The organism is Ruegeria sp. YTSC106 (assembly GCF_059609765.1).
Genome location: NZ_JBXWMI010000001.1, coordinates 122,884 through 147,888 on the forward strand (window position 1 = coordinate 122,884; position 25,005 = coordinate 147,888).

Here is a 25,005-nt window from a genome sequence, read left to right on the forward strand (position 1 = left end):
CCTACGTTTCGGTGTACGTCCAGCGATAGGCAGGCGGGGTCGGTCCCTTGTTCCGGCCTCCCTGCTGCATTTGTTCCCACGCATGGGCCAGAATGCCAACAGATCGGGACAGGCAGAAGAGACCGCGCGCCAGCGGCGGTGCAAAGCCAAGCTCGGCGTAGATAACCGCTGTGGCCCCATCAATGTTCATCGGAACGGGTTTCCCCTTGCGCCGTGCCAGTTCTGCCTCAATATCTTGCCCGATCCGCATAAAGTGACCATTGCAAGCCCCGTTTTTCACGGCCTCTGAAACCAAAGCCATCAGGCGCGGTGCACGGGGATCAGTTGGGGTGTGGAACCGGTGGCCAAAGCCAGGCAAAATCTTTCCTTCGCTCTCTATCCACTCATCCAGCGCCTGCTCCAAACGGCCAGGATGTTGCGCCACGAAATGGTACAGGGCAACGGCCTGCTCGCCAGCGCCACCATGAATATCCCCCAACATGTTCACGGCACTGGCCATCGCGTTGTTGAGAGGCACCCCACAGGTCACGGCCATGCGCGCCGTCGCGATGGAAGGCGCCTGAGGTCCATGGTCCACGGCGGCGACCAACGCGGCCTCGAACAACCGGGCCTGCGCGCCAGATGGTCGGTCGCCCCGTACCATGAACCAGATCATTTCCGCGAAGCTAAGATGCCCTATCAGATTCTGGATCGGCTCCCCTCGCAGGTCGATCCGGCCCGGTTCCATATCAATGATGGAAGTCGTCCACCAATCGGACACATCGCTCATATGATGCCTTCCTTGCTCAAGGCGTCAATTTCCGCGCAGGATAGCCCAATTTCAGACCAGATCGCACTATTGTCCGCCCCGAGCTGTGGTGGTGCGATGCGCGGCATTTGCCGTAATCCATTCAATACAACAGGGCTTCCCGCAAGTTTCATGTCTTCGCCCTGCACCTGCAAAGACCCGATCAGGCCGCGACCAGCAAGTTGTTCGTCATCAAGCGCCTCGGGCACGGTCAATACCTGCCCCGCTGGCACTCCAATTGCGTTGAGTTCGCGTACCCAGTCCGATGCCGCTCTGGTCCGCAGAGTTTCCTCCAGCGCCTCACGCAGGGCGTGGCGATTGCGCTTACGGTCTTCGCGTGTTTCGTAGTCCGGGTGATCCAGCAGGTCTTTGCGGTCCAAATTACGGGCCAGTGCCTGCCACTGCTCGTCGCGGTTGGCTGCAATGTTGATGAGGCCATCAGAGGTTTCAAATGTTCCTGACGGCGCTGACGTGGTGTTTTCGTTGCCATGAGCTTCCGGAGTGACACCACCCACCAGATAGTTCGATACGACCCAACCCATTGTCGAGATCACAGCCTCGGACATCGCCACATCCAGATAGGTTCCCCGAGGATCAGCGTTCAGGGCAGCAGAAACCGCGAACGCGGCCGTCATCCCCCCGACCGTATCCGCCAATGGATAACCAACGCGATAGGGCGCAGTGTCTGGTCCTCCGGTGACGGACATCACGCCACTGATACCCTGCACGATCTGGTCATATGCCGGATCGCCTCGGCGGGGACCATCCTGTCCGAACCCGCTAATGGCGCAGTAAATCAGGTTGGGGTTCACATCGCGCAAGACGCCATATCCCAGTCCAAGCCGATCCATCACACCGGGGCGAAAGTTCTCCACCAAAACATCCGCGGTCTGGACAAGCCGCTTCAGCAGCACTTTGCCCTCTTCTGTTTTCATGTTGAGCGTGATGGACTTTTTTTCAGCATTTTGCGCCAGAAAACTGACGCCCATACCGGCCTTGTTTCTGGCAGGATCAGCTCCCAGGACGCGGGCAAGGTCGCCGCCATCAGGGCGCTCGACCTTGATCACTTCAGCGCCCATAAGCGCCAGTTGATAACAGCAATACGGACCCGCGAGGACATTCGTCAGATCGAGAACCCGTATTCCTGCCAGCGGCTCAGTCACCTTCGGCAACCCCTGCTGCCCGAGCCCGTGCGCGGCGCGCGCGGTAGCTGGGAAGAAGCACCAATAGCGCTGCAATAACCAGAAGACCCAGCGTCATTGGACGCTCCCAGATGAAGGCGATGCCGTCATAAAGCTGCATCGACCGGGCGAAGTTATCTTCCATCATGCCACCAAGGATGAAGCCAATCAGCAGCGGCGCAAGCGGGTAGTCAGCAAACTTCAACGCCGTGGCGCAAACACCGAAGCCGACGAGTATCAAAAGTTCAGTCGCGTTGTTCTGCCCGATATAGGCCCCCATAAGGGTGAAGAAAAGAATGAAGGGGATCAGGTAAGTGCGCGGAACCGAGAGAACCTTGGCAATATATGGGATCAGCGGCAGGTTCAGGATCAGCAGGACAAGGTTGCCGATGAACATTGACATAATCACGGCCCAGAAAATCTGTGGCTCGTCCAGCATCAGGCGTGGGCCAGGTGTCACGTTCAAGGCAATCAAAGCGCCAAGCAGAATTGCGGTGGTGCCAGACCCCGGAATGCCCAGCGTCAGCAGCGGCACGAAAGAACCGGTACATGCCGCATTGTTGGCCGTTTCGGGCGCTGCCAGACCCTTTATTGACCCTTTGCCGAATTCTTCCTGTTCCTCTTTAGGGGCGATGTTGCGCTCGACCGCGTAGCCGAGGAAGCTGGCAATCGTTGCGCCTGCGCCGGGAAGAACCCCGATGAAGAACCCCTGTACCGATTGACGGCCGATCACAGGCGCGATGGCCTTGGCTTCACTGCCTGTGATGCGCAGGTCTTTGATCTCGCCGTCATCTCCCTGAAGATCCTTTGGTTTGAGCACCAGAAACAGCGCTTCGGGCAAGGCGAACATGGCCATGGCAAGCGTGATGAAGCCAAAGCCCGATTGCAGGTCCATGATACCCATGGTGAAACGCGGCAAGTTGAACAATGCGCCTTCACCAACTGTTGCCATGATCAACCCAACAAGCGTCATGATGACCGCCTTGGCCACTTGACCAGTACCTGCAAAGGCTGCGATTGCGGACAGGCCCACGACCATGAGCGCGAAATACTCGGCCGAGTGGAACAGCAGCGCCACCGAAGACAGAGCAGGGGCAAAGACCATCAACAAAATGGCCCCGATCGTACCGCCGGCAAAACTTGCAATAGCAGCAATTGTCAACGCCTTGCCTGCTTTGCCCTGGCGGGCCATTGGGTAGCCGTCAAAGCTGGAAGCCACGGTCCCCGCGACCCCCGGCGCATTAAGAAGGATAGAAGACGTCGAACCGCCAAAGATGGCGCCGTAATACACACCGGCCAGCAAGATCAGCGCTGCGGACGGGTCGCCCATGGAAATAGCGACCGGGATCATGATGGCGATGATCGACATCGGCCCAAGACCCGGAAGCATGCCGATGAAAGTACCGATCAGGCACCCTGCGATGACCATCAGCAGGTTCTGAATTGAGAAGGCCGTTTGCAGGCCGATCAGTAGTCCTTCGAGCATATCAGCCTCCGAAAATGCCCGGCAATGGGCGCATGTAGATGCCAAGAACTTCCTGAACCAGATACCAGACCGAGCCGGTGGCGATCAGCGCGACGAGCAGCATGACGTGCCATTTCCGCTCACCCAGAATGAAAGACCCGAGGATCAGAAAGGCCGAAGTCGAGATCAGAAACCCGACGGGGCGCAGGCAAAGCGCGTAGACGACCATCAAGGCCAGTAGCATAAGCGCCTGATCAAGATGGTATTCTCCCAACCGCCGATAATCGATATCGGCTTCCTTTGGTTCCGTCTTTTCAAAGCCCAGCAAAATGATCGTGGTGGTGATGATACCCAGAACCGACAGCACTTTGGGGAACGTACTGGGCCAAATTGGGTTTCTCTGCATGAAAGGGGGCAGACCGCCATCCATCGTGAACCAAGCGGCGTAGCCATATGTCAAACACACACCCAGAAGAATGAGTGCGATCCAGCGATCCAGCGCCATGAGACCCCCTCCCTGCTCTTGTTCGTGAGGAGGCAGAGCGGTCTACCCGCTCTGCCTGAATAAGAGCTTAGAGGAAGCCCAGCTTTTTCATCAGATCGCCGATCTGCTGTTCCTGCTGCTCCAGGAACGACTGGAAGTCAGCGCCCGAGTTGTGGATGTTGACCCAACCATTGCGTGCACGAACCTCTTCCCATTCCGGGGTGTCATACATCTTGGCAATCGCTTCCTGATAGGCAGCCAGCTTGTCTTCGGACAGACCGGGGGCCGCAAAAAAGCCGCGCCAATTCACAAACGTGGTATCAATACCCTGTTCATTCATCGTCATCGCGTCAGGAGCCGCATCAACGCGTTCCTCGGACGTCACGCCGATAATCTTGACTTCACCCGCGTTTGCCAGATCGACCGCTTCCGAAAAACCGGTGGACAGGGCTGCGATCTCACCCGACAGCAGGGCCGCCATGGCTTTGCCGCCCGCATCATAGGGGATGTACTTCACGCCAAGCGCATCTTTACCCGCTGCTTCCATCACCATGGCGGCAACCAGATGGTCCATGCCGCCGGGAACAGAGCCGCCACCGATCGCAGTGCCGCTTGGGTCGGCATCAAAAGCGGCAAGCAAGTCTTCCATCGAATTGATTGGACTGTCTTTGCCCACGACGATCGCGGCATAGTCACCGATAGTGCCCGAAACCAGCGTCAGATCGCGGAAGTTGTGAGGGAATACACCGGTCAATGAGCGGATCACGATTGGCGTGGAGTTCACCATCAGCGTGCCATGGTTGCTGTCGGCATTTTCGATCAGGAACCCAATGGCTTTGCCGCCGCCGCCACCCGACATGTTTTCGTATGACGCCGTGCCTACGAGACCCGCTTTTGTCAGCGCTTCGCCCGTGCCGCGCGCGGTACCGTCCCAGCCGCCACCGGCACCACCGGGGATCAGAAAGTGGATGCTGTCCACGACCTGTTCTTCAGCCAGAGATGGCCCGGCCAGACCAAAAGCAGCCACAGCTGCGATCAGGGCGCGACGGCCCAGTGTGAATGTCGTCATTATGTCCTCCCATTTGACAACTGGCCGCATAGCGGCACAGATTGGGTAGAACAAAAACACATCAACCTGACATCAACCTGTCACGAGCGAAAATATAGCAAAAACCCCATGAAATTCCTGCTTGTGGAAGACAATATTGATCTGGCAAATGCCATCTGTTCCCGCATGAGGTTGGACGGCCATGTGGTTGATCACGCGTCTAAACTGGATGAGGCGACCGCTTTTGCAGAAACACAGGAATACGACCTTATCCTGCTGGATATCATGTTACCGGATGGGGACGGCCGCGATTTTCTGAAACGGCATCGTGCAGGTCATCTGGACACCCCTGTGATCATTTTGACGGCACGCAGCCAGGTCTCGGATCGAATCGGCTCTCTGGATCTGGGGGCCGACGATTACGTCACCAAGCCTTTCGATCATGCCGAGCTTGAGGCTCGCTGCCGCGCCGTCCTGCGCCGCAAATCCGGGAATGCCAGGACTACGATAGAAGTGGGTGGCATAGTCTTTGACCCTTTGGCAGGTCATCTAACTGTCGGAGATGAGACTGTTTCGTTGCGCAACCGTGAACTGCGCCTTCTGGAACTGTTCATCAGTGCGCCGGGACAGGTGTTTTCGAAACAAAAGCTCACGGACCGGCTTTTTTCTTATGATGACGACGTCTCGGACAATGCCATCGAGGTTTACGTTGGCCGCCTTCGCAAACATCTTGAACCTTCGGACCTGAAGATCACCACGCTCCGCGGTCTTGGATACAGGCTGGATCATGCCTCCTGATCCTCATGTGTCAGGATCACTTCGGAACAGGTTGGTTCTGACTTTGATTGGTGGTGCCGCGATCCTTGCGTTTCTTCTGTTTGTTGCGGTTCGCAACTATGCCGCACAGGTCGCGCAACAAGGACAAGACAACATCCTCGGGGCGTCGGTCACGTCAATTCTGGACGCGGCCGCCTTGCGTGACGGTCAGTTGGAGGTTGATATTCCCTACGCAGCCTTCGCAATGCTAAGCACGCCATCCGATGACCGAGTTTTCTATGCGATTTTTCAGGATGGCGTGTTTCTGTCCGGATACGAAGATCTGCCGCCGATCACTGGGCAATTCGACAGCAAGTGGAGCTTTCGATCCAGTCAGATACGGGGTGAAACTATCCGTCAAGTCAGCGCGCGACGGACCCTTGTGGGCCTGAACAAACAATCCGTCATCGAGGTCGCATTGGGCCAAACACAGGATGCGCTTGCGGAAACCCTGGACCAGATTTCACGCAACGCAGCGGTATTGGGCATCAGTTTTTTTGCCCTTGCCGCAGCACTGTCGTTTTGGGCAACTTCATCCACTATCGGCCAATTGAACAGGCTTACGACTTCTGTCACGCGGCGCGGCCCGCAGGACCTGAGCCCGTTTAAAAAACCCGTACCCCGCGAAATGGCTCCGTTGGTGGCGTCGTTGAACTCATTGATGGGGCGACTGGATCAGTCGCTGAGCCAATCGGAAGACTTTATCGCCGAGGCTGCTCATCGGGTACGTACCCCTCTGGCAACAGTCCGATCTTACGCCGATGCCACCTTGCAGAGGGTCGAAAAGGAAGAAAACCGAGAAGCTTTGCGCTCAATGGTGCGGGCCATTGATGAAAGTTCGCGCGCGGCGGGGCAATTGCTGGACCACGCGATGATCACGTTCCGTGCCGATCATCTGGAGCGCGAAGACATTGATCTCAACGCTTTGGTCCATGATCTGGTGCAACGCCTGACGCCAATAGCCGAGATGAAGGACTTGTCACTTTCCCTGAGCGGCGATCCAAAGGTTTCCTATTCAGGTGACCCCATTCTTATTCAAAACGCTGTGCGAAACATGATCGACAATGCTCTGAAATATGCTCCTGCGGACAGTTTTGTCCGCATAGAGGTTGTTTCAGAACCGCACATTCAGATAATCGTCAAAGACCGTGGGTCGGGGTTTCACCCAAACGAAATCGATACGCTGACACGCCGCTTTGAACGCGGGCAGAACGCAAGCGGCACCATCGGATCGGGATTGGGCCTTACAATCGTTCAGGACGTCGCAACTGCCCATGGCGGCACACTGGAACTGGCCAATCGGCAAGGGGGCGGCGCTTGCGTAATTTTATCGCTTTGATCTTCTTCAGTCTACCTGTCGTTGCTGTCGCCCAGATCTGGGAGGACAGGCAGGTTTTCAACGCCTCGACGGATGAGGTGCGTCTTCGCGTCATCTCAAGCACGGACACCTTTCTGTTCAAGCCATTGATCGCCAATTTTATCGAAGAAAACCCCGGTATCTCTGTTGAATACATGGTGACAGGCACCGCGGATATTGACCGAATAGTCCGTGCCGCGCCCGAAGATTTTGATGTCGTAATCTCCAGTGCGATGGATCTGCAACTGAAGCTGGCAAACGACGGATTTGGGCGCATCATTGACGACATATCACTGCCATCCTGGGCGCAATGGCATCAAAGCCTTTTCGCTTTCACCTCTGAACCCGCGACCATAATGGTCAACCAGGCGGCCTTTGCCGGTGGCCATATCCCAGAGACCCGGCAACAACTGATTGAAATCCTTCGTATGCACCCCGATGATTTTCGGGGCCGAGTAGGTACCTATGATATCCGTCAATCCGGTCTGGGTTACCTGTTCGCAACACAGGATGCCCGTGCGTCTGAGACCTATTGGCGGCTCATGGAGGTAATGGGTGGATTGGACGTGCGCCTGTACTGTTGTTCGGCAGATATGATTGATGACCTCGTCAATGGAGAGATTGCGGTGGCTTACAATGTTCTGGGCAGCTATGCCGAAGCCCGCGCCGGAAGCAAGGACACCGTGGAAATCATCCTGCCATCAGATTTTCAGACAACCATGATGCGTACAGCGATGGTATTGAATGGCACCCCTCAACCGGACGCTGCCACGTCTTTTCTCAAACATCTGATTTCCAACCAAACCGAGCGGGTAGGCGACCGCGTTACCTTGCCACCCTTGGCAACACACGAGACTGGCACTGACCGCGAAACGATTGGGCTGGACCCGGCCCTCATGACATTTCTGGACAAGCTGAAACGCCGCCGTTTTCTGGCCGAATGGGAAAACGCGGTTATCCAGCGATAACCGCGACCGCATCACTCGCGAAACGCGCGATTGAAGTAGTCCGCCATTGGTTTCACAAGGTAGGACAACGGTGTGCGTTCATCGGTCTTGATCAGTGTCTCAACCGGCATGCCCGGCAATAGTTCCTGACCATTGAGCCGGTCGATCTCACCGTCATTCAGCACTACTTCGGCGCGGTAAAAGGTGAAACCAGACTGTTCATCCGTGAACGTGTCCGCTGAGACGTTGTTGACCTGTCCCTCAAGTTCGGGCGTTTCGCGTTGATTGAACGCCGGGAACCGCAGGGCAACGGACTGCCCAACATGCAATTGATCCACATGGATTGCATCGACCCGCGCAGCAACCAGTAGCGGCGTGTCCTGCGGAACCACATACATCATAGGTTCGCCCGGCTGAATGACGGATTGCAATGCAAAGACCTGACTGCCGTAGACAGTTCCACTGACAGGCGCACGGATTTCCAGCCTGGTCAAACGCTCTGCTAAGGACAGGCGTCGCTCCCACAGTTCCGCTACCTGTGCCTGAGCGTCCCGCAAAGTGGTAATTGCTTCTTCCCGTCGGGTCGCGGTCAGTTCGACAATCTGAATCTCGGTAGACGCAATCTGTCCCTTCAGTCGCGCGACAGCCGCTTCCAACTTGCCGATTTCACCTGTAAGGCTGGCCTCTTCCCGTTGCAGCGCCAGAACCCGGCTGTTCTGCGTCAAACCCCTGCTCAACAGGCTTTGCTGATCTTCCAACTCCGCCTCAATCAACTCGGTCTGGCGGCGCAATGAGACCAACTGAGCCTGTGTGCCTTCAATCTCACTTTCGATCTGAACCAGCTGTTTGCGCAGCTGCTCATCCTGCTTGGACAGAGTTTCCAGGCGGGCATCAAACAGGTTCTGTTGTCCCTCAATCAGGTCGGGATCAATGTTGTTTTCTTTTTGAACTTCGGCCAGGCGTGCCGCCAAGTCTTCGGATGTCAAACCGTCCCGTTCGGCCTCAAGCCGGGCACGGCGGGCCAGCAGATCAAAGAGTTGAGATTCTACAATAGTCTGTTCCGACGACATAAACGTGTCATCCAACCGCAAAAGCAAATCGCCCGAGGCGACTACATCTCCGTCGCGCACGAAAATCTCGCCAACCACGCCGCCGTCTGGATGTTCAACGACCTGACGATTGCTCTGCACTTCGATTACACCCGGAGAAACAATTGCTCCGGCCAGCCGCGTTTTCACGGCCCAAAGCCCCAATCCGCCAACCAGAATGCCAAGGGCAAGAAATCCTACAAACGCAGGAGTTTTGATGCCCCAGACTGGCAGCGGCTTTTTAGTAGATTTTTTCGCCATTATTCACCTACGGGGCTGAGCTTGCGCTTAATCGCGCCCGCATTCTGGACCATTGCGTTCAGAACCTCATCGCGACTGCCGAACCTGACCACTTGGCCTTTTTCGACGACTGCCAGATCGTCACATTCCGAAATGGCCTGCGGGCGATGCGTCATGATGATGGCGCCTTTTCCTGCCGCCTTGAGGCCACGCACAGCCGCATTCAAGGCTTCGGTGCCGTCTGCGTCCAGGGCCGAGTTCGGCTCGTCAAGAATGAGCAAGACCGGATCGCCATATAGCGCGCGGGCTAACGCTATGCGCTGTTTCTGACCGCCCGACAACTGACTGTCATTGCCCTCAAGGAATGTGCCATAGCCTTTTTCCAATGACAGGATCAGTTCGTGTGCATTGGCCTTTTTGGCCGCCGCAACCACCGCCTCGGAATCCGGGTTTTCCGACATCCGCGCAATGTTCTCAGCAACGGTTCCGTTAAACAGAGTGACCTGCTGCGGCAAGTACCCGATATGGCTGCCCAGATCGTTTGGATCGTATTGGTCCAAAGTGGCGCCGCCCAATCGGATCTCGCCGGCTGCGGGCCTCCAAAGCCCAAGCAATGCCTTGGCTAGGGTCGTCTTGCCCGATCCGCTTTTTCCGATGACACCAAGCGCCTTTCCCGGTTCCAGTTTCAAGTTCACATTCCGCAACGTTGGCGCAGAAGCGCCCGGAGGGATTACTGTCAGGGATTTGGCTTCCAGTTGCGACTTGGGGATCGGCAAACGTATCCGCTGTTCTTCCGGCGGTGTCTGGTCCAGAAACCGGGTCAGAGAGATCCAGGACGTGCGTGCCCGTTCGATCAATCCCCATTGGCCGACAGCCTGCTCGACCGGTGCCAAGGCACGCCCCAAAAGGATCGAGCCTGCAATCATCGCACCCGGAGTCATTTCGTTTTGCAGAACCAGCCACGCGCCCAGAGCCAGCATGGCCGATTGAAGAAATAGCCGAAGCGATTTAGTCAGCGACGTGAAGCTACCGGTCCAGTCACTGGCAGAAATGCTTTGACGCAAAGCATCCGTACGCTGGTTCAACCACCGCTTGGTGACGTCCGCCTGCATTCCCTGAGAACGCACAACTTCCGCCGCTTGCCGCGCCTGCTCAGAGAAAGCGTTCGCTCGTGCCGCTGCTGATTGCGCAGCGGCCACCTTTCGGCTGGTCAGGGCCTGGTTAAGCAGTGCAATCATTACAAGTAGCAAGCCGCTTGCAACTGCCAACCAGCCAAGCAGTGGATGAAACAGGAAAATTGCCCCGAGGAAAACGGGCGTCCACGGAATATCCATCACTGCAAGCAATACGGGCGAAGAACACAAGGTACGAATGGCCTCCAGATCTCGCAGTGCGGTCGCCGGAGCTGATCGCACCTGAGGCACCAGAGATCGGCGCAACGTGGCTTCGAAAACGCGTTCATCCAGTTGCGACTGGAACCGGGCGCCAAAGCGGGCAACGATGCGACCACGCGCATAATCGAGCATAGCCATCAGCGCATAAAGCAATGCGACGAGCAAAAACAGTGCGGTCAGAGTTTCAACCGCTCGCGAGCCAAGAACCCGGTCATATACCTGCAACATGAACAGGGGACCTGTGAGCATGAGCAGGTTAACGAAGATGCTGAACAAAAACGCCAAGGCCAGAAAGGCGATGCCCTGATTGCGCACTTTGCGCAATTCATGGCGAGGGGCCGCTGATACGCGGTGTTGAGGTTTCACAGTTTTAAATCCACATCATTCCGGAAGGCAACGCCGCATTTAGAAAGTTAGTTCAGCGTTGCCAAGTTTGCACATGTTTTTTTGAGCAAGAAACCGCAGACCATGCACAGGAAAGGGCACTTTTTGGCCAATGCCAAAAAGAATGTCATAACATTTGTGTTTTGTGCCACTATCGCATCAAAGCTCTGGGGTCGATGCCTAAAGGACCTGACTATTTCCGTGGATTGAACCAACGCAAGATTAGGTTGGCGGCGATGATCACCAGCACGGTCCGTATCAGGTGATGAGTGATGACAAAGCCTAGATCAGCGCCCGAAACAATTGCCAGAACCGTCATCTCGGCCTGCCCCCCAAGAGCGAAAGCAAGAAAAGCTTCGACGGGGCTTCCCAACTCAAGAGTTGTAACTACGGCAGTGAATCCTGCGGCCAGAATGGCCAGCACAACAACATAGGCAACGATCCGGCGCAATTCACCCCAAGTCACGCCGACAAACTTCACTCCAATAGCGCAATTTTTCTCCACCTTTCCAGCCAATAAGTGCCGCCAGAACCATCAGCAGCAGCTCATGAACTGGTAACTCATGCGCTGGCTGCCCAATAGGGTTGGTGAGTTCGACACTGTAGAAAGCCGTCAGGAACAATGGTGCCAAAGTGTCGATGATCAACACGCGCGTACTGTGGATCAAAGACAGGGTTCTCGGGTCGGCTCCAGCCTCGGCGCCAAAAAGGATCATGTCCTGCAATCCGCCCGGCATCGCCGCGTAAAAAGCGGTTTTTTTCGTCAAACCCCCAAGCTTTGCGAAAAAACGGCACACCAACAAGAGCGATCAGTACAATGAAGGCGGGGACCAACATGATCGATGCGGCCATCTTGGGCAATTCGACGAATAGCGCTGGCGTGATCGATGCACCAACTGCAACGCCCAAGATCGTCCTGGCTGCGACGGAAACCTGCCCAAACCCGTCCATCGGCGCCTGGGCCATCTTGGCGATCAGGCAAGCGGCCATGGGGCCGAACAAGAACGGTAGCGGAAGACCCAATATCCAAAAGACCGCTGTGCCAAGCGCTGCAATTCCAAAAGTTACCAACCTTTTCACACGGCGGGAGAGGGGATTCTTTGAAACGGACAAAACTTGAATTCCGTTGCCATTGATCCATGATGCATTCTTTTGTATGCGAATGGATGCAAGGTGCAAGTATGAGCATGATGGTCTACCAGGACGACGCGAAACAGCCGGGCCCACAAGGCAATTCCGTGTATCAGCGGCTGCTGGATGAGATTCGCGAAGGCGCGCTTTTGCCCGGCGATCGCTTGAGAGAAATAGACCTGTCTGAACGGCTGGGCGTCAGCCGAACTCCTGTTCGCGAAGCGATCCGACAGCTTGAGGCTGATGGGCTTGTCACGCATGTGCCGAGACAGGGCGCATCGGTCCGAAGCCTGAGTTATGCCGAAGTGATGGAGCTCTATGAGATGCGCGCCGTGCTTGAAGGTACTGCGGCCCGCCAGGCGGCCCGAGCTGCGTCAGATGTCGAATTGGACGAGCTGGAGGTTCTGAACGACCGACTTGCCAAAGTAGGTACCGGGCCGGAAGCTGCACGGATCAACCGGGTGTTTCACGCCACGCTGTTGGATGCGGTCAAAAACCGGTTTCTGGCGAAATCCATGCTTTCATTGCAAAAGGCGCTGCTGATTCTTGGACCGTCACAACTGTTGGACAATGAGCGGGTGGATGCCGCAGTCGCTGAACATCGGTGCATTATGACAGCCCTCAAATCTCGCGACAGCGCAGCGGCCGAGATGGAAATGCGAGCACATATTGAGGCTGCCCAGAGGATGCGCATTCGCGCCCTTCAAAAACGCGACCGCACAACCGATCAAGGTCAATAGGACAAACGTAACTAATACCTCCTCACAAAGATGCTTAGAACATCACTGTGATCGGTGGTGGTAATTCTCACCACACCCGACATTTTCACTGCATTCATTCAAGCCTCTCGGACCTTTTGATCGGGACATACGGCGAAGTCGAACACATGCCTAAGCCGCAAGCCACCATTCTGCGAGTTTTCTCAGTGGACTTGCGTAACCTTAACTTGTCTGGGGCTCGAGGTCGTCGAAACAGCGCAATGTTCGCCCGCAAACGGCGAAACAAGAAACCTTTGGCGACGCCGGGGAAATCATGGCCGGTTCGATCTTGGGGCAGAGCACGATGAGGGATGCAGTTGCCAATGCGGCGCTGATTTGGCGGCGACCCTGGCCGACCCGAACAACTGCCGAATTGGCAATCTTCGAATACATCAATGGCGTCTACAACCCACGTCGACGGCACTCAGCAATAGGCTGGAAAAGCCCAGCCGCCTTCGAACGGAAAGTGGTCTAACCGAGCACTTGGGGCCGCACTAAAACGCGACACGTCCACTGTGAACTACGCCAGAAACGGCACCGTCAGTCTAACCGAACGGGCCGCCTCCAGCGCCAAAGTTTTTCTAAACCCAATAGCTGTCTTCGTCCAAAAGGGGCATAAGTGTCGGACTGGTCTCGTCGTCCTCGATGTCCATGTTTCCACTCGACAAGGCGGCCAAGGGGTCTTCGGAAACAGAGAGCACCGTATCCTGAGCCTGATGCAAGCTTACCAGCGTGTAGTCGTCTTCTGCGTCTTCGTGACCGCCAAGATCGGCGACAAACTTCAGATAATCGACCGTTTCATCCCAATCAGACATTCCCAATTTTTCTTCGCCCGTCGGTGTGTTCTGATCGGCTGCCGCAACTCGAGCGAGTTTGGGCAGTCCGTTTCCGACTGTCCCACTGCCGTCGATATCAAAGCCATAGAAGGTTTCGACTGCCGCCACGTCAGCGATGGTGTTGGAACCGACATATACACCATTGGAATCCGTGACCCATTCCCCATAGGACCCATCCGAATTCTTCCACAACACCCTGTAGCCGCCGCCCGAAGCTTCGGCCTGAATGGCCTGCCAGCCAGGGAAGCTGTTCGGCCCGACAGTGGCGTTGTTGAATGTCAAGGCCGTGGTGCCGTCAATCAGATATTCACCCTGGGTTGACGCCCCCAGCGTTGTCCCGCCGTTGGATTCAATGTTGATCGTTCCATGACCCGTCAGCCCGTCATTGTTCAGGTCAACGCCATAGAAGACCTCGACATCCGCAACATTGTCGATTGTTGCACTGCTCTGGAATTCACCAGCCGCGTTTGTAGTCCATTCTCCGTAAGACCCGTCGGAATTCTTCCACAGCACCCGATAACCGCCGCCAGAAGCCTCGGCCTGAAGCGCCTGCCAGCCGGGGAAGCTGCCAGGACCGGCAATAACCTGGTTGAGCTTCAAGTCGATGTTGCCGCCAATTACATATGCGCCATTGGTTGACCATCCCAGCGTCGTGGAACCGTTGGACTCGATGCTGGTCGTGATATGACCGATTTGTGCATCATTGTTCAGGTTGGCGCCATAGAAGACCTCGACATCTCGAACGTCGTCTATGGTGCTGCTGCTGACAAAGCGACCACTGGCATCGGCCACCCATTCCCCAAACGTGCCGTCCGTATTCTTCCATAGCACCCTGTAACCGCCGCCAGAAGCCTCAGCCTGAATGGCCTGCCAGCCGGGGAAACTGCCCGGGCCGGCCTTGGCACCGTTGAGCGTCAGTTCAATGGTGCCGTTAATAAAATACGAACCCAGACTTGACGAAACGAGTGTCGTGGAGCCATTGGATTCAACCGTGACCGTACCGTGACCCGTCAGCCCGTCATTGTTCAAATCAGCGCCATAGAAGGCCTCAACATCTGCCACATTGCCGATGCTGCTGCTGCTGAGGAACTGACCATTGGAGTTGACGGTCCATTCCCCATATGTCCCATCCACGTTTTTCCACAGCACTTTGTAACCGCCGCCCGAAGCCTCGGCATGAATGGCCAGCCAGCCGGCAATCGTGTTTTGACCAACAGCCTGACCATTAAAAATCAGCGTCACGTTCGAACTGCCTGCATCCAGTACGTAAATGCCCTGACTTGCATGTTTCAGTGTCGTACCGGTCGTTTCGATATCCAAAAGCTGCATGGCAGCTTCGATATTCGAACGAGTATACGTCTGTGATCCATTCAGGAACTGAATGGCCTCGACATCATCTTCCACCGTGAAGGTAATACGTGACACGGCATCGATAAATTCGTATTTCGTGCCGTTTTTGATGAACAGATAACTGCTGATGGCGCTGACAAATCGGACGGTGTCAGTACCGCTTCCTCCGGAAAACGAGCCGGCATTGCTGGTCACAATGGCCCAATCGTCGCCCCGACCACCAAAAACCTGATCAGCGCCGGAACCGTTCGCCAGATAAATGGTGTCGTTCCCCCCGCCGCCATAAATGGTGTTGTTGTTGGTTCCGTCGGACACCGAGTATATTCGGTCGTTCCCATGCTCTCCCTTTAATACATTCTGGGCTGTGTTCCCCACCAGTACGTCGTCGCCCACTCCGCCGGTTGCGTTTTCAATGACAACGCCATGCGCGATTGTGAAGCCACCCTTAATAATCAGGGAAGCATGTGATACTACACCGCCTCCAGTATCACTGTAGTCTAATGTCGCTGGCCTCAGGTCGATCCAGGCATCGCGCCCGCCATTATGCCAAATGGTGTCATTTCCGCCGGCGTCCCATACAGCCTGATAGCCTGTGCCTGGAGCATTCGACGAAGGTAGAAGTATGTAGTGTCGCCCGTGTTGTGAGTGGTATTCGCGCCATACATTGCCTGCAACGCAGCAATGTCCAAAGCGCCGAGCCCAGTTGAACCTCCATAAATCGCGGTGGATGAGAGAAGTCCGTTCTGTTCGGTCCAGCCATCATTATACGACATCACCGTGTAGACACCCTGATTCAGGTCGCCGGCCCCGAATGAATTAAATGGTGATGTGACACCATCCATAACGGTTGTTCCCAGGAAGGTATCGTGCGGGTGAGCAAGCCCCAAGGCGTGCCCCAGTTCGTGAACCAACGTAGTAAAGAAGTACCCGCCCGGATCGCCGTTGCCATTAAGACCAGAATTAGCGGTCCAGAAATCGGTGTTGTAAGCGCCGTAAAAAGGACCAGTATAACTGGTGTTTATCGGCGCATAGTGGTAGCCGAGCGTATAGGGGTCGTCAAAAAACGAGCTGGGCGCGATGACTTCAATAAGGTCAGCATTGGCAACACTGGTTTCGACAAAACTTATGTTGGCCACCGCTTCTATTGCTGCTAGCGCCGCGCGAAACTCGTCTTTGTACTCATTTGTCCATGCTTGCCCCAGTTGGCGTCCGATTTGTGTTCCAAACGCGTAGTTTATAACAGTGGGAGTAGACGGATCCCCATCACCGAATGCAATATTGCCTTGTATCGAGCTGAGCGGAGAAGAAGCGGAAGGTCTTGGAATTATAGTCGTAGTAGCCATTGCACAGCCCTGTACGTCGGAAGATTAGATTGCACTCGGATGCACGCTTAAATTGTTCTTTTTATGACAAGCTATTACGCACCGATCCTTTTGAAACAGTAGGTGACACCATGTTTCAAATGACACTTTCTTTCAACGGTAGAATCGTCTCATGAGTGCAACAGAATATCGCGAGCACTACCTGTACGGCGACACCTGCGGCCGATTGGGGTGGGGTGTTCGACCCAATTTCCGCCTCAGCTTGCGGAACTCCTCTTGACGCTTTTGATCCGGAGGGTAGGTTTTTCTTATCCCCGCAAAGACTTGCCTTGCAGGCTCTGTCGGGGGGGGATTTCCAGTGTTTTTGTATCAGTCAGGATCGCCGAAGGTGGTATCCACACGTCTTTCGCCTGATTACGCGTTCCATTTGCGCTGACATCAGATAAAGTTCCAAAAGCCAGAAACCGCGGTTCATGCACACCGATCGAACTGAGCGCCGAGAGCGATTTGCTACGTTGAACCGTTGGCGACATACTCAGCAATGGCGACTCGGCTGCCACGCTGCCATATCAGCGTCAGCCAGCGGGCGAAGGCTTTGGAAAAGTGTGGGCTGACTCCAAAGTCACCGCTGTAGAAACCCTGCTCCAGCCAAAGCTCAGGTTCGGTTTTGGACGCCAGCGCTGTTCTGTTCAGGCTTTCCCACTGGGGGTCATTAGGAGTAATCTCGGAGCCATCTTCACGAACACCCGCACTCATCCGACACCAGAACGCTTCGGCAAGCGCGAGCCCGTGTACAGAAGAATCTGATGCAAGTGCATCGCGCAGCGAAGGCAGCAAGAATCCCGGATGTCGCGCCGATCCGTCGAATGCGACCCTGCGTGTGGTATCGTGAATCGCAGTGTTTGCAAATCGCCTCTCAACCAACTCAAGGTACTCTTGCGCAGTTGTTTCGGGAACGGCTTCGACATGAGGCAGGATTTCTTCAGCTTGCACTTTTCCAAAGAATGCCACGATGGCCGGGTCCTTCATGCAGTCGGCAATCGTCGGAACATTCAGTATTTCTCCGACATTTGCGACCAGTTGATGACCTCCGTTCAAAATGCGCAACTTCATTTTCTCGTAACTATGAACGTTGTGGGTCAGTGTTACTCCGACTTTTTCGAGAGGTGGGCGCCCGGCACAGAAGGCATCCTCGATTACCCATTGGCGAAAGTTCTCATGCGAGACGGGCGCTTTGTCATCGACCCCAAGGGTATGGCATTGCGAAACCAATTGGTCAGTCGTTGCTGGCACGATGCAATCCACCATTGAATTCGGGAACGCGCCATTCCTGTCAATCCAGCTGGCCAGTTCCGGGTCGGACATGCGCGCCAATCCGACAATACAGTTTCGCAAAATTGATCCGTTGCCTTGAAGATTATCGCAACTGAGCGCCGTAAACGGCTTCAAGCCCTCGGCGCGCCGTTGTCTGAGGGCCGCAACCATCGCACCGAAGGCCGTACGGGGCTGATTGGGGTTATCTGCATCATGACGAATGTCAGCGTGATCAGTATCGACGGCGCCGTTGTTGGCATCCAGAAAATATCCACCTTCGGTAACGGTCAGCGAAACAATCCGAGTAGCCGGGGCGGCCATCGCCTGGATGAGGGCGGCGTTGTTTTCCTCGATCGGCAGGTAATCGATCATTGGGCCAATCACCTCAGCAGACATTCCTTTTGGACCCAACTCGATCAGCGTTGTAAGGCAGTCCTGTTCAAGCAGTCGCTCTCGCATAGCGGCGTCATAGCTTCGCACACCCGCCCCGACGATCGCCCAGTCATGGGCCTGCCCCTGTTGCATGAGCTGGTGAATATACCAGGCCTGATGCGCGCGATGGAAGTTACCCAATCCAATATGAACGATGCCCGGCGTCAGATCCGAACGTTCATACTTCGGGGTCTTCACGGTTGTTGGCAGATCTGAAAGGCGGTCTTGCCGCAGCAGTGTAGGAGATTTCGCGTTCGCCACAGGGTCCATCAGCTCATCCAGTTTCCGCCGTCGATATTGTAAGTCTGCGCGACGATGTACTTGGCCTCGTCAGAGGCCAGAAAAACCGCCATGCCTGTCAGGTCTTCCGCGCGCCCCATCCGGCCATATGGAACAGCTGCCGCCACTTCACGCTTTTTCTGGCCAAGGGGCTTGCCTTCATGCTTTGCAAAAAAGGCGTCCACGCCGTCCCAATGTTCGCCATCGACGACACCGGGGGCAATCGCGTTTACATTGATCCCATGAGAGATCAGGTTCAGCCCCGCCGATTGGGTAAGGGATATGATCGCCGCCTTGCTGGCGCAGTAGACAGCAACCAAAGGTTCGCCCCTTCGTCCCGCCTGCGAGGCCATATTGATAATTCGGCCTTTGGTTCCGTGCTCGATCATATGTTTGGCAACTGCCTGCATCGTAAACAGCGCACCCGCGACGTTGATGTCAAAAACGCGATTGTAGTCGGCGCGTTCAATCTCAACGATTGGTGCGGCGGTGAAGATAGCTGCGTTGTTGATCAAAATGTCAATCGGGCCGAATTGGGTCGCGGTTTTTGCTACAGCCTGATCAATGCTCAGCTGGTTGGTCACGTCCATCTCGACAGCGAAAGCCGCCGCGCCAATATCGGCGACTACGTCCTGCGCGCGCCGGAAGTCGATGTCGGCGACGGCGACGCGCGCACCCTCTGCCACATAGGCCCTGGCAAATGCCAATCCAATGCCCCGCGCTGCCCCAGTGATCAGGGCTGTTTTGCCCGTCAGACGTTTCATTCGATCCGCAGGCCGTCTGCGTCAAATCGATGGATCACATCGGCGCGTGGTGTCAGGTGTATGCGATCCCCATGACGGAAACCGACCTCGCCGTCTGCACGCACGGTAATCGTTTCAGCCAATCCGGTTTCGTGGATATGGAAAAATGTGTCCGAACCAAGGTGTTCCGAGACGCTGACGACCCCGGACCATTCTCCTTCGGTTTCCGAAACTGCAATGTGTTCCGGTCTAATACCTATCGTTTGGGCCCCGTGTTTTGCGGCCTCCGGTCCTTCGATGAAGTTCATCTTGGGTGAACCAATGAACCCCGCTACAAACAGGTTGCGCGGCGTCCGATATAACTCCAGCGGGCTGCCTACTTGTTCGATCACACCGGCTTGCAGTACAACAATCTTATCGGCCATCGTCATGGCTTCTACCTGATCGTGGGTCACGTATATCATCGTTGTGGCGAGGCGTTCATGCAGTTCGCTGATTTCCAACCGCATGCCGACCCGCAGTGCTGCGTCGAGGTTGGAGAGCGGTTCATCGAACAGGAAAGCAGCGGGTTCACGAACAATGGCCCGACCAATGGCGACGCGCTGACGCTGACCACCGGACAACTGGCCCGGGCGGCGATCCAGGTAGTCGGTCAGGTTCAAGACACTGGCCGCGCCCTCAACCCGCCTGTCGATTTCAGCCTGATCTAGTTTCGCCATGCGCAGCGGAAATGCGATGTTCTTGCGAACGGTCATATGCGGGTAAAGCGCATAAGACTGGAACACCATAGCCAGTCCTCGTTTGGCGGGCGGCACGTCTGTTGCATCTGCGCCATCGATTTCTATGTGGCCGCTGGTGATATCCTCCAGCCCCGCGATCAGGCGCAGGAGCGTGGACTTGCCACAACCCGATGGGCCGACGAAAACGGTGAATTCGCCATCTTCAATGGTCAGGTCCAAGGGTGGAATAACCTCAACGTCGCCAAATTTCTTGGTCACAGACTTGAGTTGTATACGTCCCATGAGTCGTGTTCCTTATTTCACAGCGCCGAAGGTCAGGCCGCGGACAAGTTGTTTCTGGCTGAACCAGCCGAGGATCAGAATAGGTGCAATCGCCATGGTCGACGCCGCGCTGAGCTTGGCAAAGAACAAACCTTCCGGGCTGGAATAGCTGGCGATGAAGGCCGTAAGCGGTGCAGCATCAACGGCAGTCAAGTTCAGCGTCCAGAATGCCTCGTTCCAGGCCAGAATGAAGTTCAACAGAACGGTTGATGCGATGCCGGGAATGGCCATTGGGGTCAGAACGTAGAGGATTTCCTCTTTCAAAGTCGCGCCGTCCATGCGCGCCGCTTCCAAGATCTCTCCGGGAATTTCGCGGAAATAGGTGTAGAGCATCCAGACGATGATCGGCAAGTTGATCAGCATCAGCACCACGACCAGCCCACCGCGACTGTCCAGCAAACCCAGCTGAATGAACAGCAAGTAAATCGGGTACAGAACACCAACTGCAGGCAACATCTTTGTGGACAGCATCCACAACAGAATGTCCTTGGTGCGTTTGGACGGAACAAACGCCATCGCCCAGGCTGCGGGTATCGCCACGATCACACCCAGAACGGTCGATCCGCCTGCGATGATGACCGAATTCCACAGGAACCGCATGTAATCCGAGCGCTCTTGCACGATGGCGTAATTTTCGAGCGTCCAGTCGAAGTTGAGGAAGATCGGTGGGCTTGCAATCGCCTGCGCCTCGGTCTTGAAGCTGGTCAGGATCGTCCAGAGGATTGGGAAGAAGATCAGCAGACCTACGGCCCAGGCAAAGGCAGTGTTTAGTGTTTTGCGTTGTGTCGTGACGGTGCGGGCCATGGTTTTGTCTCCTCACGCGTCCAGGTTTTTGCCGACAATGCGCATCAGGAAGATGGCAACGATATTGGCAAGGATGATTGCATAGACACCACCGGCAGATCCGAGGCCAACGTTTTGGCTTTCCAAAACGCGCTGGAAGATCATGTAGGTCAGTGTACGGGTGCCGAAGGCGCCGCCGGTGGTCACGAAAATCTCGGCGAAGATCGACAATAGAAAAATCGTCTGGATCAGGATCACAATCGTTATGGCGCGACCAAGATGCGGCAGGATGATGTGATAAAAGCGTTTCAGCGGCGGCGCGCCATCCATTTCGGCCGCTTCCAGCTGTTCACTGTCCAGAGATTGGATAGCGGTCAGCAGGATCAGCGTTGCAAAGGGCAGCCATTGCCACGAAACGATCATGACGATCGAAGTCATCGACGCCTCGGACAGCCACGAAATCGGCTCAGCCCCGAAAAAGCGCCACAGATGGGCCAGCAAACCGTTCACCGGGTCCATGAACATGTTTTTCCAGACCAGCGCTGATACGGTCGGCATGACAAAGAATGGCGCAATCACAAGGATGCGGACAACGCCCTGTCCCCACATGGGCTGATCCAGCAGCATGGCCAGCAGAATGCCCAGAACGACCGTAATCACCAGCACGCCGCCAACGATTACCAAAGTCGCCTGAACTGCAGGCCAGAAGGAACTGGAGGATACGAAACGAACGTAGTTGTCGAACCCGACCCAACCCAGATCACCTCCACGCAGCGGCAGGTATTTCTTGAAAGAAAAATACAGCGTCATCGTCAGAGGCACGAGCATCCAGCCAAGCAGCAGGACCACTGCGGGTGCCATCATCAGGCGGGCAACTGATCGGGATTGTTGAGTAGCCATAACGCAAACCCTCTCTGTTCAGGCGTAACTCAGCCTGCGAGAAAAACGCGAATTGTGGAAGGGTTGAACGGGGGGCAGACCTCTGCCCACCCGTTGGGAGGATGCCTCAGTAACCGGCGGCTTCCATTTCTTCAGCTGTGAAAGCCTGCGCTTTGGCAAGTGCTTCCTCAACCGTTTGCTGTCCGGCATATACCGCCGAGAACTCCTGGCTCACCTGTGTGGCAATGCCTGCGAATTCCGGGATCGCGGCAAACTGGATGCCAACATACGGGACGGGTTTTACCGTCGGGCTGTTCGGATCAGCTGACAGGATTGAGTCCAGTGTCATCTTGGCGAACGGAACCTTTTGGTATTCCGGATTCTCGTACAGAGACGTACGTGCACCCGGGGGAACGTTTGCCCACCCTTCGCTTTCGGCCACTAACTCAATGTAGTCCTTTGAGGTCGCCCATTCGATGAATTGCTTGGCAGCATCTTCTTGCTGTGTGCCAGCAGGAATAGCCAGTGCCCACGCCCAAAGCCAGTTGGACCGCTTGCCCAATCCAGTGTCGGGTGCCAGCGCAAATCCTACGTGATCTGCGACCGTAGAGTCGTTAGGGTTGGTCACGAAAGACGCCGCAACTGTCGCGTCGATCCACATGCCGCATTTGCCTTGCTGGAACAGCGACAGGTTTTCGTTGAACCCATTGGTGGCATAGCCGGCAGGACCGGATTCGTTCATCATTTCAACGTAGAAATTCAGCGTGTCTGCCCACTCGGGCTGATCGAACTGGGGCTTCCATTCTTCGTCGAACCAGCGGGCGCCGAATGAATTGGACATCGCAGTGATAAAGGCTCCGCCTTCACCCCAACCGGCTTTGCCGCGAAGGCAGATGCCGTTGATCTCGGCGTCGCGGTCGGTCATCGCGGCGGCGGCCTCTTTGATGAACTGCCAGGTCGGCGCATCCGGCATTTCCATGCCCGCCTTTTCCATAAGGTCAGTGCGGTACATGATCATCGAGCTTTCACCATAAAACGGTGCCGCGAAAAGCGTTCCGTCATGGCTCAACCCACCTGCCATCGCTGGCAGAATGTCACCAACGTCGTATTCTTCGGACAGGCCATCCAGCGGCACCAGCCAGCCGTTCGCGCCCCAGATCGGCGTCTCATACATGCCGATTGTCATGATGTCGAACGTACCGCCTTTGGTCGTGATGTCGGTCGTTACGCGCTGACGCAGCACGTTTTCTTCCAACGTCACCCATTCGACGTCAATTCCGGTCGCCTCGGTGAATTTATCGGTATAGCCCTGCATCCGGATCATGTCGCCGTTGTTCACGGTCGCTATTGTTAAGGTATCCGCATGAGCTGCTGCCGTCGCGACGAGTGTCATTGCAGTCGCCGCACGAAGTGCGTTTCTCAAATACATCCCTGTCCTCCCTGAGCTTGGATGTCGTGCAGAGAACGTAATGCAAAAATTGTCGCGGCGTCAATAAAAACTTTACGCGCGTTAATTTTTAAGATTACGCGGAATCCCTCAAAACTAGTCTTGCAGGGAACAACGTTTCAGATCTCGTTTTGAATTTCCCTCCACTTTCAATGAGTTGGAACAGTGTTTTCACACTGCGGTCGGCGACATTGTCGTAGTCATGCGCAGCCGTTGTCAGGGATGGGCAAGTAAACTGCGCGAAAGGGTGGTCATCATTTGACGCCACACGCAACTTGCAATCGTCATTCCGACCGACTCGAATCCCCTGTTTGTAGCAAGCTGCAAGAAAGCCGATGGCCAGGCGATCATTGCTGCACAACACCGAGTTGGTTCGCAATCCACGTTCCCCCAGAACGTTCAGTGCGCCTCTTTGGCCGATTTCTTCAAACGCCCAACCTTTGCCGTCGACTTTGATTATATGCGGTTCAAATCCGAGGCGCTCCATCACTTCGATGTAGGCTTTCCTTCGTTTGTTGGCATTTGGGTTCGCAGGAGTGCGCATTTCGAAGAACGAGGGCGGTTCACCGGTACGGGTCATGTATTCAACGGTTTGTGAGACAAAGCTGAAGTTGTCGGAACCTACGAATGCGGCCCCTAAACCATCCAAGTTACTGTCGAACAAAACTGTGGGTACGTTGGCGCAGAATTTCTCTATTGCTGATCTGTCCGAAATGCGCCCCAAAGGTGCCAAAAGAACCCCGGCTGGCTTCATGGATTGCAAGCCGTCCAGAATTTCGGTTTCCAGTTTTTGCTCACCATGAGAGCTGAACAGGAACGGGCGATATCCCGCTGCGATACAGCTTTGTTCCAAATAGCGCGCGATTTCGGCAAAGAACGGATCAGCCAGATAGGGCACGACGATTCCGATATTCTTGGTCAGCTTCCGGTTCTGGTTGACCGCATAAATGTTGGGGCGATAGTCAAACCGCTCCAACGCTTCTTCGATACGACTCCGCGTTGTGGGGCGAACACTGTCGGGATCGTGGAAATATTTGGAAACCGTGGGTCGCGAGATACCGCTGAGGGCCGCAAACTCTTCCATATTCTTTATCTTGGTCATGCCAGTCTGCCTGCTGGTTTTGTTCGCCATGAACTTATCATAGTTTTACATATTCTTTGCGCGCGCTAAAAAATCAATAGCCAGAGCAACCTCACGCAACCGACACGTCGCAAAGAGTTCAACAGAATCTCGGGATCGATGCCGCAACATCGGTGGTCGAAATTGCCTATGCAGATAACGATCGAATACGTGCAAATCCTCAATGAGTTTCACATCGCCCAACCGAAAGTTGGCCACGTCGCAGGCGCTTTCCCGGTCGGACCAAACTGCACCTAAGATCACAAGGTTTTTCCCGTTTTGGCTCCGACAGATGTATTCGAAAATCTCATATCATCTGCCAAGGGATTAAAACGGCTTGAGACCACTTGGTGCGTTAA

Annotated in this window: 20 protein-coding genes and 2 pseudogenes; 5 read left to right on the forward strand and 17 right to left on the reverse strand. The window is 55.4% G+C overall.

Annotation, left to right across the window (positions count from 1 at the left end; translation table 11 throughout):
* Position 1: 1 nt before the first annotated feature.
* The 5 genes from AC2FEB_RS00550 to AC2FEB_RS00570 all read right to left on the reverse strand — a co-directional run bounded on the left by AC2FEB_RS00550 (position 2) and on the right by AC2FEB_RS00570 (position 4,986).
* Positions 2 to 769, reverse strand: a complete 768-nt coding sequence (locus tag AC2FEB_RS00550; RefSeq protein WP_496670740.1) for a citryl-CoA lyase — start codon at positions 767 to 769, stop codon at positions 2 to 4.
* Entirely contained in the window at positions 766 to 1,950 is a 1,185-nt protein-coding gene (locus tag AC2FEB_RS00555; protein ID WP_496670738.1) for a CaiB/BaiF CoA transferase family protein, read from the reverse strand. Before AC2FEB_RS00555 ends, AC2FEB_RS00550 begins: the two co-directional genes overlap by 4 nt.
* A complete protein-coding gene (locus tag AC2FEB_RS00560; RefSeq protein ID WP_117873339.1) occupies positions 1,943 to 3,454 on the reverse strand; it encodes a tripartite tricarboxylate transporter permease in 1,512 nt (503 codons plus the stop codon). Before AC2FEB_RS00560 ends, AC2FEB_RS00555 begins: the two co-directional genes overlap by 8 nt.
* Before the next feature lies 1 nt (position 3,455).
* Positions 3,456 to 3,938: a tripartite tricarboxylate transporter TctB family protein gene (locus AC2FEB_RS00565; RefSeq protein ID WP_117873337.1), complete on the reverse strand. Its 483-nt coding sequence runs from the start codon at positions 3,936 to 3,938 to the stop codon at positions 3,456 to 3,458.
* Positions 3,939 to 4,005: 67 nt separating this feature from the next.
* Complete coding sequence (locus AC2FEB_RS00570) at positions 4,006 to 4,986, reverse strand: Bug family tripartite tricarboxylate transporter substrate binding protein (RefSeq protein ID WP_496883782.1); 981 nt, start codon at positions 4,984 to 4,986, stop codon at positions 4,006 to 4,008.
* Positions 4,987 to 5,094: 108 nt separating this feature from the next.
* Between AC2FEB_RS00570 and AC2FEB_RS00575 the strand changes: the two genes are divergently transcribed.
* The 3 genes from AC2FEB_RS00575 to AC2FEB_RS00585 are packed head-to-tail and all read left to right on the forward strand — an operon-like array spanning position 5,095 to position 8,106.
* Entirely contained in the window at positions 5,095 to 5,763 is a 669-nt protein-coding gene (locus AC2FEB_RS00575; protein ID WP_117873333.1) for a response regulator transcription factor, read from the forward strand.
* Positions 5,753 to 7,120 (forward strand): sensor histidine kinase, encoded by a 1,368-nt coding sequence (locus tag AC2FEB_RS00580; RefSeq protein WP_117874047.1) that lies wholly within the window; start codon positions 5,753 to 5,755, stop codon positions 7,118 to 7,120. The genes AC2FEB_RS00575 and AC2FEB_RS00580 overlap by 11 nt, the downstream gene beginning before the upstream one ends.
* Positions 7,099 to 8,106, forward strand: coding sequence for an ABC transporter substrate-binding protein (locus tag AC2FEB_RS00585; protein WP_496670731.1), 1,008 nt, complete (start codon positions 7,099 to 7,101; stop codon positions 8,104 to 8,106). The genes AC2FEB_RS00580 and AC2FEB_RS00585 overlap by 22 nt, the downstream gene beginning before the upstream one ends.
* 11 nt (positions 8,107 to 8,117) lie before the next feature.
* Here AC2FEB_RS00585 and AC2FEB_RS00590 read toward each other — a convergent pair whose 3' ends face one another.
* From AC2FEB_RS00590 to AC2FEB_RS00600, 3 genes and pseudogenes are all read right to left on the reverse strand, one after another.
* Complete coding sequence (locus tag AC2FEB_RS00590; protein ID WP_496670729.1) at positions 8,118 to 9,434, reverse strand: HlyD family type I secretion periplasmic adaptor subunit; 1,317 nt, start codon at positions 9,432 to 9,434, stop codon at positions 8,118 to 8,120.
* The gene (locus tag AC2FEB_RS00595; RefSeq protein ID WP_371415324.1) at positions 9,434 to 11,173 is read right to left on the reverse strand and encodes a type I secretion system permease/ATPase; all 1,740 of its coding nucleotides are present in this window, start codon (positions 11,171 to 11,173) and stop codon (positions 9,434 to 9,436) included. Before AC2FEB_RS00595 ends, AC2FEB_RS00590 begins: the two co-directional genes overlap by 1 nt.
* Before the next feature lie 211 nt (positions 11,174 to 11,384).
* Positions 11,385 to 12,271, reverse strand: a pseudogene (locus AC2FEB_RS00600) (AbrB family transcriptional regulator).
* Between the two features lie 101 nt (positions 12,272 to 12,372).
* Here AC2FEB_RS00600 and AC2FEB_RS00605 point away from each other — a divergent pair.
* Together AC2FEB_RS00605 and AC2FEB_RS00610 are read left to right on the forward strand one after the other, a co-directional pair.
* Entirely contained in the window at positions 12,373 to 13,062 is a 690-nt protein-coding gene (locus AC2FEB_RS00605; RefSeq protein ID WP_496670726.1) for a GntR family transcriptional regulator, read from the forward strand.
* Positions 13,063 to 13,405: 343 nt separating this feature from the next.
* Positions 13,406 to 13,555: pseudogene (locus tag AC2FEB_RS00610) on the forward strand (IS3 family transposase); the annotation flags it as partial.
* 106 nt (positions 13,556 to 13,661) lie between these two features.
* Here the strand turns inward: AC2FEB_RS00610 and AC2FEB_RS00615 are convergent.
* The 9 genes from AC2FEB_RS00615 to AC2FEB_RS00655 form a co-directional block, all read right to left on the reverse strand.
* On the reverse strand, positions 13,662 to 15,890 hold the full coding sequence (locus tag AC2FEB_RS00615; RefSeq protein WP_496883823.1) for a M10 family metallopeptidase C-terminal domain-containing protein: 2,229 nt from the start codon (positions 15,888 to 15,890) through the stop codon (positions 13,662 to 13,664).
* Positions 15,779 to 16,609 (reverse strand): matrixin family metalloprotease, encoded by an 831-nt coding sequence (locus AC2FEB_RS00620; RefSeq protein WP_496883783.1) that lies wholly within the window; start codon positions 16,607 to 16,609, stop codon positions 15,779 to 15,781. The genes AC2FEB_RS00615 and AC2FEB_RS00620 overlap by 112 nt, the downstream gene beginning before the upstream one ends.
* A 489-nt stretch (positions 16,610 to 17,098) precedes the next feature.
* The gene (locus AC2FEB_RS00625; protein ID WP_496670721.1) at positions 17,099 to 18,604 is read right to left on the reverse strand and encodes a mannitol dehydrogenase family protein; all 1,506 of its coding nucleotides are present in this window, start codon (positions 18,602 to 18,604) and stop codon (positions 17,099 to 17,101) included.
* Complete coding sequence (locus tag AC2FEB_RS00630; protein WP_496670719.1) at positions 18,604 to 19,377, reverse strand: L-iditol 2-dehydrogenase; 774 nt, start codon at positions 19,375 to 19,377, stop codon at positions 18,604 to 18,606. Before AC2FEB_RS00630 ends, AC2FEB_RS00625 begins: the two co-directional genes overlap by 1 nt.
* Positions 19,374 to 20,378, reverse strand: a complete 1,005-nt coding sequence (locus AC2FEB_RS00635; RefSeq protein WP_496670717.1) for an ABC transporter ATP-binding protein — start codon at positions 20,376 to 20,378, stop codon at positions 19,374 to 19,376. Before AC2FEB_RS00635 ends, AC2FEB_RS00630 begins: the two co-directional genes overlap by 4 nt.
* A 12-nt stretch (positions 20,379 to 20,390) precedes the next feature.
* Entirely contained in the window at positions 20,391 to 21,221 is an 831-nt protein-coding gene (locus AC2FEB_RS00640) for a carbohydrate ABC transporter permease (protein ID WP_117873318.1), read from the reverse strand.
* 12 nt (positions 21,222 to 21,233) lie between these two features.
* On the reverse strand, positions 21,234 to 22,100 hold the full coding sequence (locus AC2FEB_RS00645) for a carbohydrate ABC transporter permease (protein ID WP_117873316.1): 867 nt from the start codon (positions 22,098 to 22,100) through the stop codon (positions 21,234 to 21,236).
* A 106-nt stretch (positions 22,101 to 22,206) separates the two neighbouring features.
* Positions 22,207 to 23,508, reverse strand: a complete 1,302-nt coding sequence (locus AC2FEB_RS00650) for an ABC transporter substrate-binding protein (RefSeq protein WP_117873314.1) — start codon at positions 23,506 to 23,508, stop codon at positions 22,207 to 22,209.
* Between the two features lie 94 nt (positions 23,509 to 23,602).
* A complete protein-coding gene (locus AC2FEB_RS00655) occupies positions 23,603 to 24,628 on the reverse strand; it encodes a LacI family DNA-binding transcriptional regulator (RefSeq protein WP_496670713.1) in 1,026 nt (341 codons plus the stop codon).
* Between the last annotated feature and the right edge of the window lie 377 nt (positions 24,629 to 25,005).

Bases quoted from the DNA above. Each gene is read 5' to 3' on its own strand.
- AC2FEB_RS00635 (WP_496670717.1), bottom strand. From the start codon at position 20,378: ATGGGACGTATACAACTCAAGTCTGTGACCAAGAAATTTGGCGACGTT.
- AC2FEB_RS00645 (WP_117873316.1), bottom strand. From the start codon at position 22,100: ATGGCTACTCAACAATCCCGATCAGTTGCCCGCCTGATGATGGCACCC.
- AC2FEB_RS00655 (WP_496670713.1), bottom strand. From the start codon at position 24,628: ATGACCAAGATAAAGAATATGGAAGAGTTTGCGGCCCTCAGCGGTATC.
- AC2FEB_RS00640 (WP_117873318.1), bottom strand. From the start codon at position 21,221: ATGGCCCGCACCGTCACGACACAACGCAAAACACTAAACACTGCCTTT.
- AC2FEB_RS00620 (WP_496883783.1), bottom strand. From the start codon at position 16,609: ATGGCTACTACGACTATAATTCCAAGACCTTCCGCTTCTTCTCCGCTC.
- AC2FEB_RS00565 (WP_117873337.1), bottom strand. From the start codon at position 3,938: ATGGCGCTGGATCGCTGGATCGCACTCATTCTTCTGGGTGTGTGTTTG.
- AC2FEB_RS00580 (WP_117874047.1), top strand. From the start codon at position 5,753: ATGCCTCCTGATCCTCATGTGTCAGGATCACTTCGGAACAGGTTGGTT.
- AC2FEB_RS00570 (WP_496883782.1), bottom strand. From the start codon at position 4,986: ATGACGACATTCACACTGGGCCGTCGCGCCCTGATCGCAGCTGTGGCT.
- AC2FEB_RS00650 (WP_117873314.1), bottom strand. From the start codon at position 23,508: ATGTATTTGAGAAACGCACTTCGTGCGGCGACTGCAATGACACTCGTC.
- AC2FEB_RS00630 (WP_496670719.1), bottom strand. From the start codon at position 19,377: ATGAAACGTCTGACGGGCAAAACAGCCCTGATCACTGGGGCAGCGCGG.
- AC2FEB_RS00550 (WP_496670740.1), bottom strand. From the start codon at position 769: ATGAGCGATGTGTCCGATTGGTGGACGACTTCCATCATTGATATGGAA.
- AC2FEB_RS00590 (WP_496670729.1), bottom strand. From the start codon at position 9,434: ATGGCGAAAAAATCTACTAAAAAGCCGCTGCCAGTCTGGGGCATCAAA.
- AC2FEB_RS00625 (WP_496670721.1), bottom strand. From the start codon at position 18,604: ATGGACCCTGTGGCGAACGCGAAATCTCCTACACTGCTGCGGCAAGAC.
- AC2FEB_RS00575 (WP_117873333.1), top strand. From the start codon at position 5,095: ATGAAATTCCTGCTTGTGGAAGACAATATTGATCTGGCAAATGCCATC.
- AC2FEB_RS00560 (WP_117873339.1), bottom strand. From the start codon at position 3,454: ATGCTCGAAGGACTACTGATCGGCCTGCAAACGGCCTTCTCAATTCAG.
- AC2FEB_RS00605 (WP_496670726.1), top strand. From the start codon at position 12,373: ATGAGCATGATGGTCTACCAGGACGACGCGAAACAGCCGGGCCCACAA.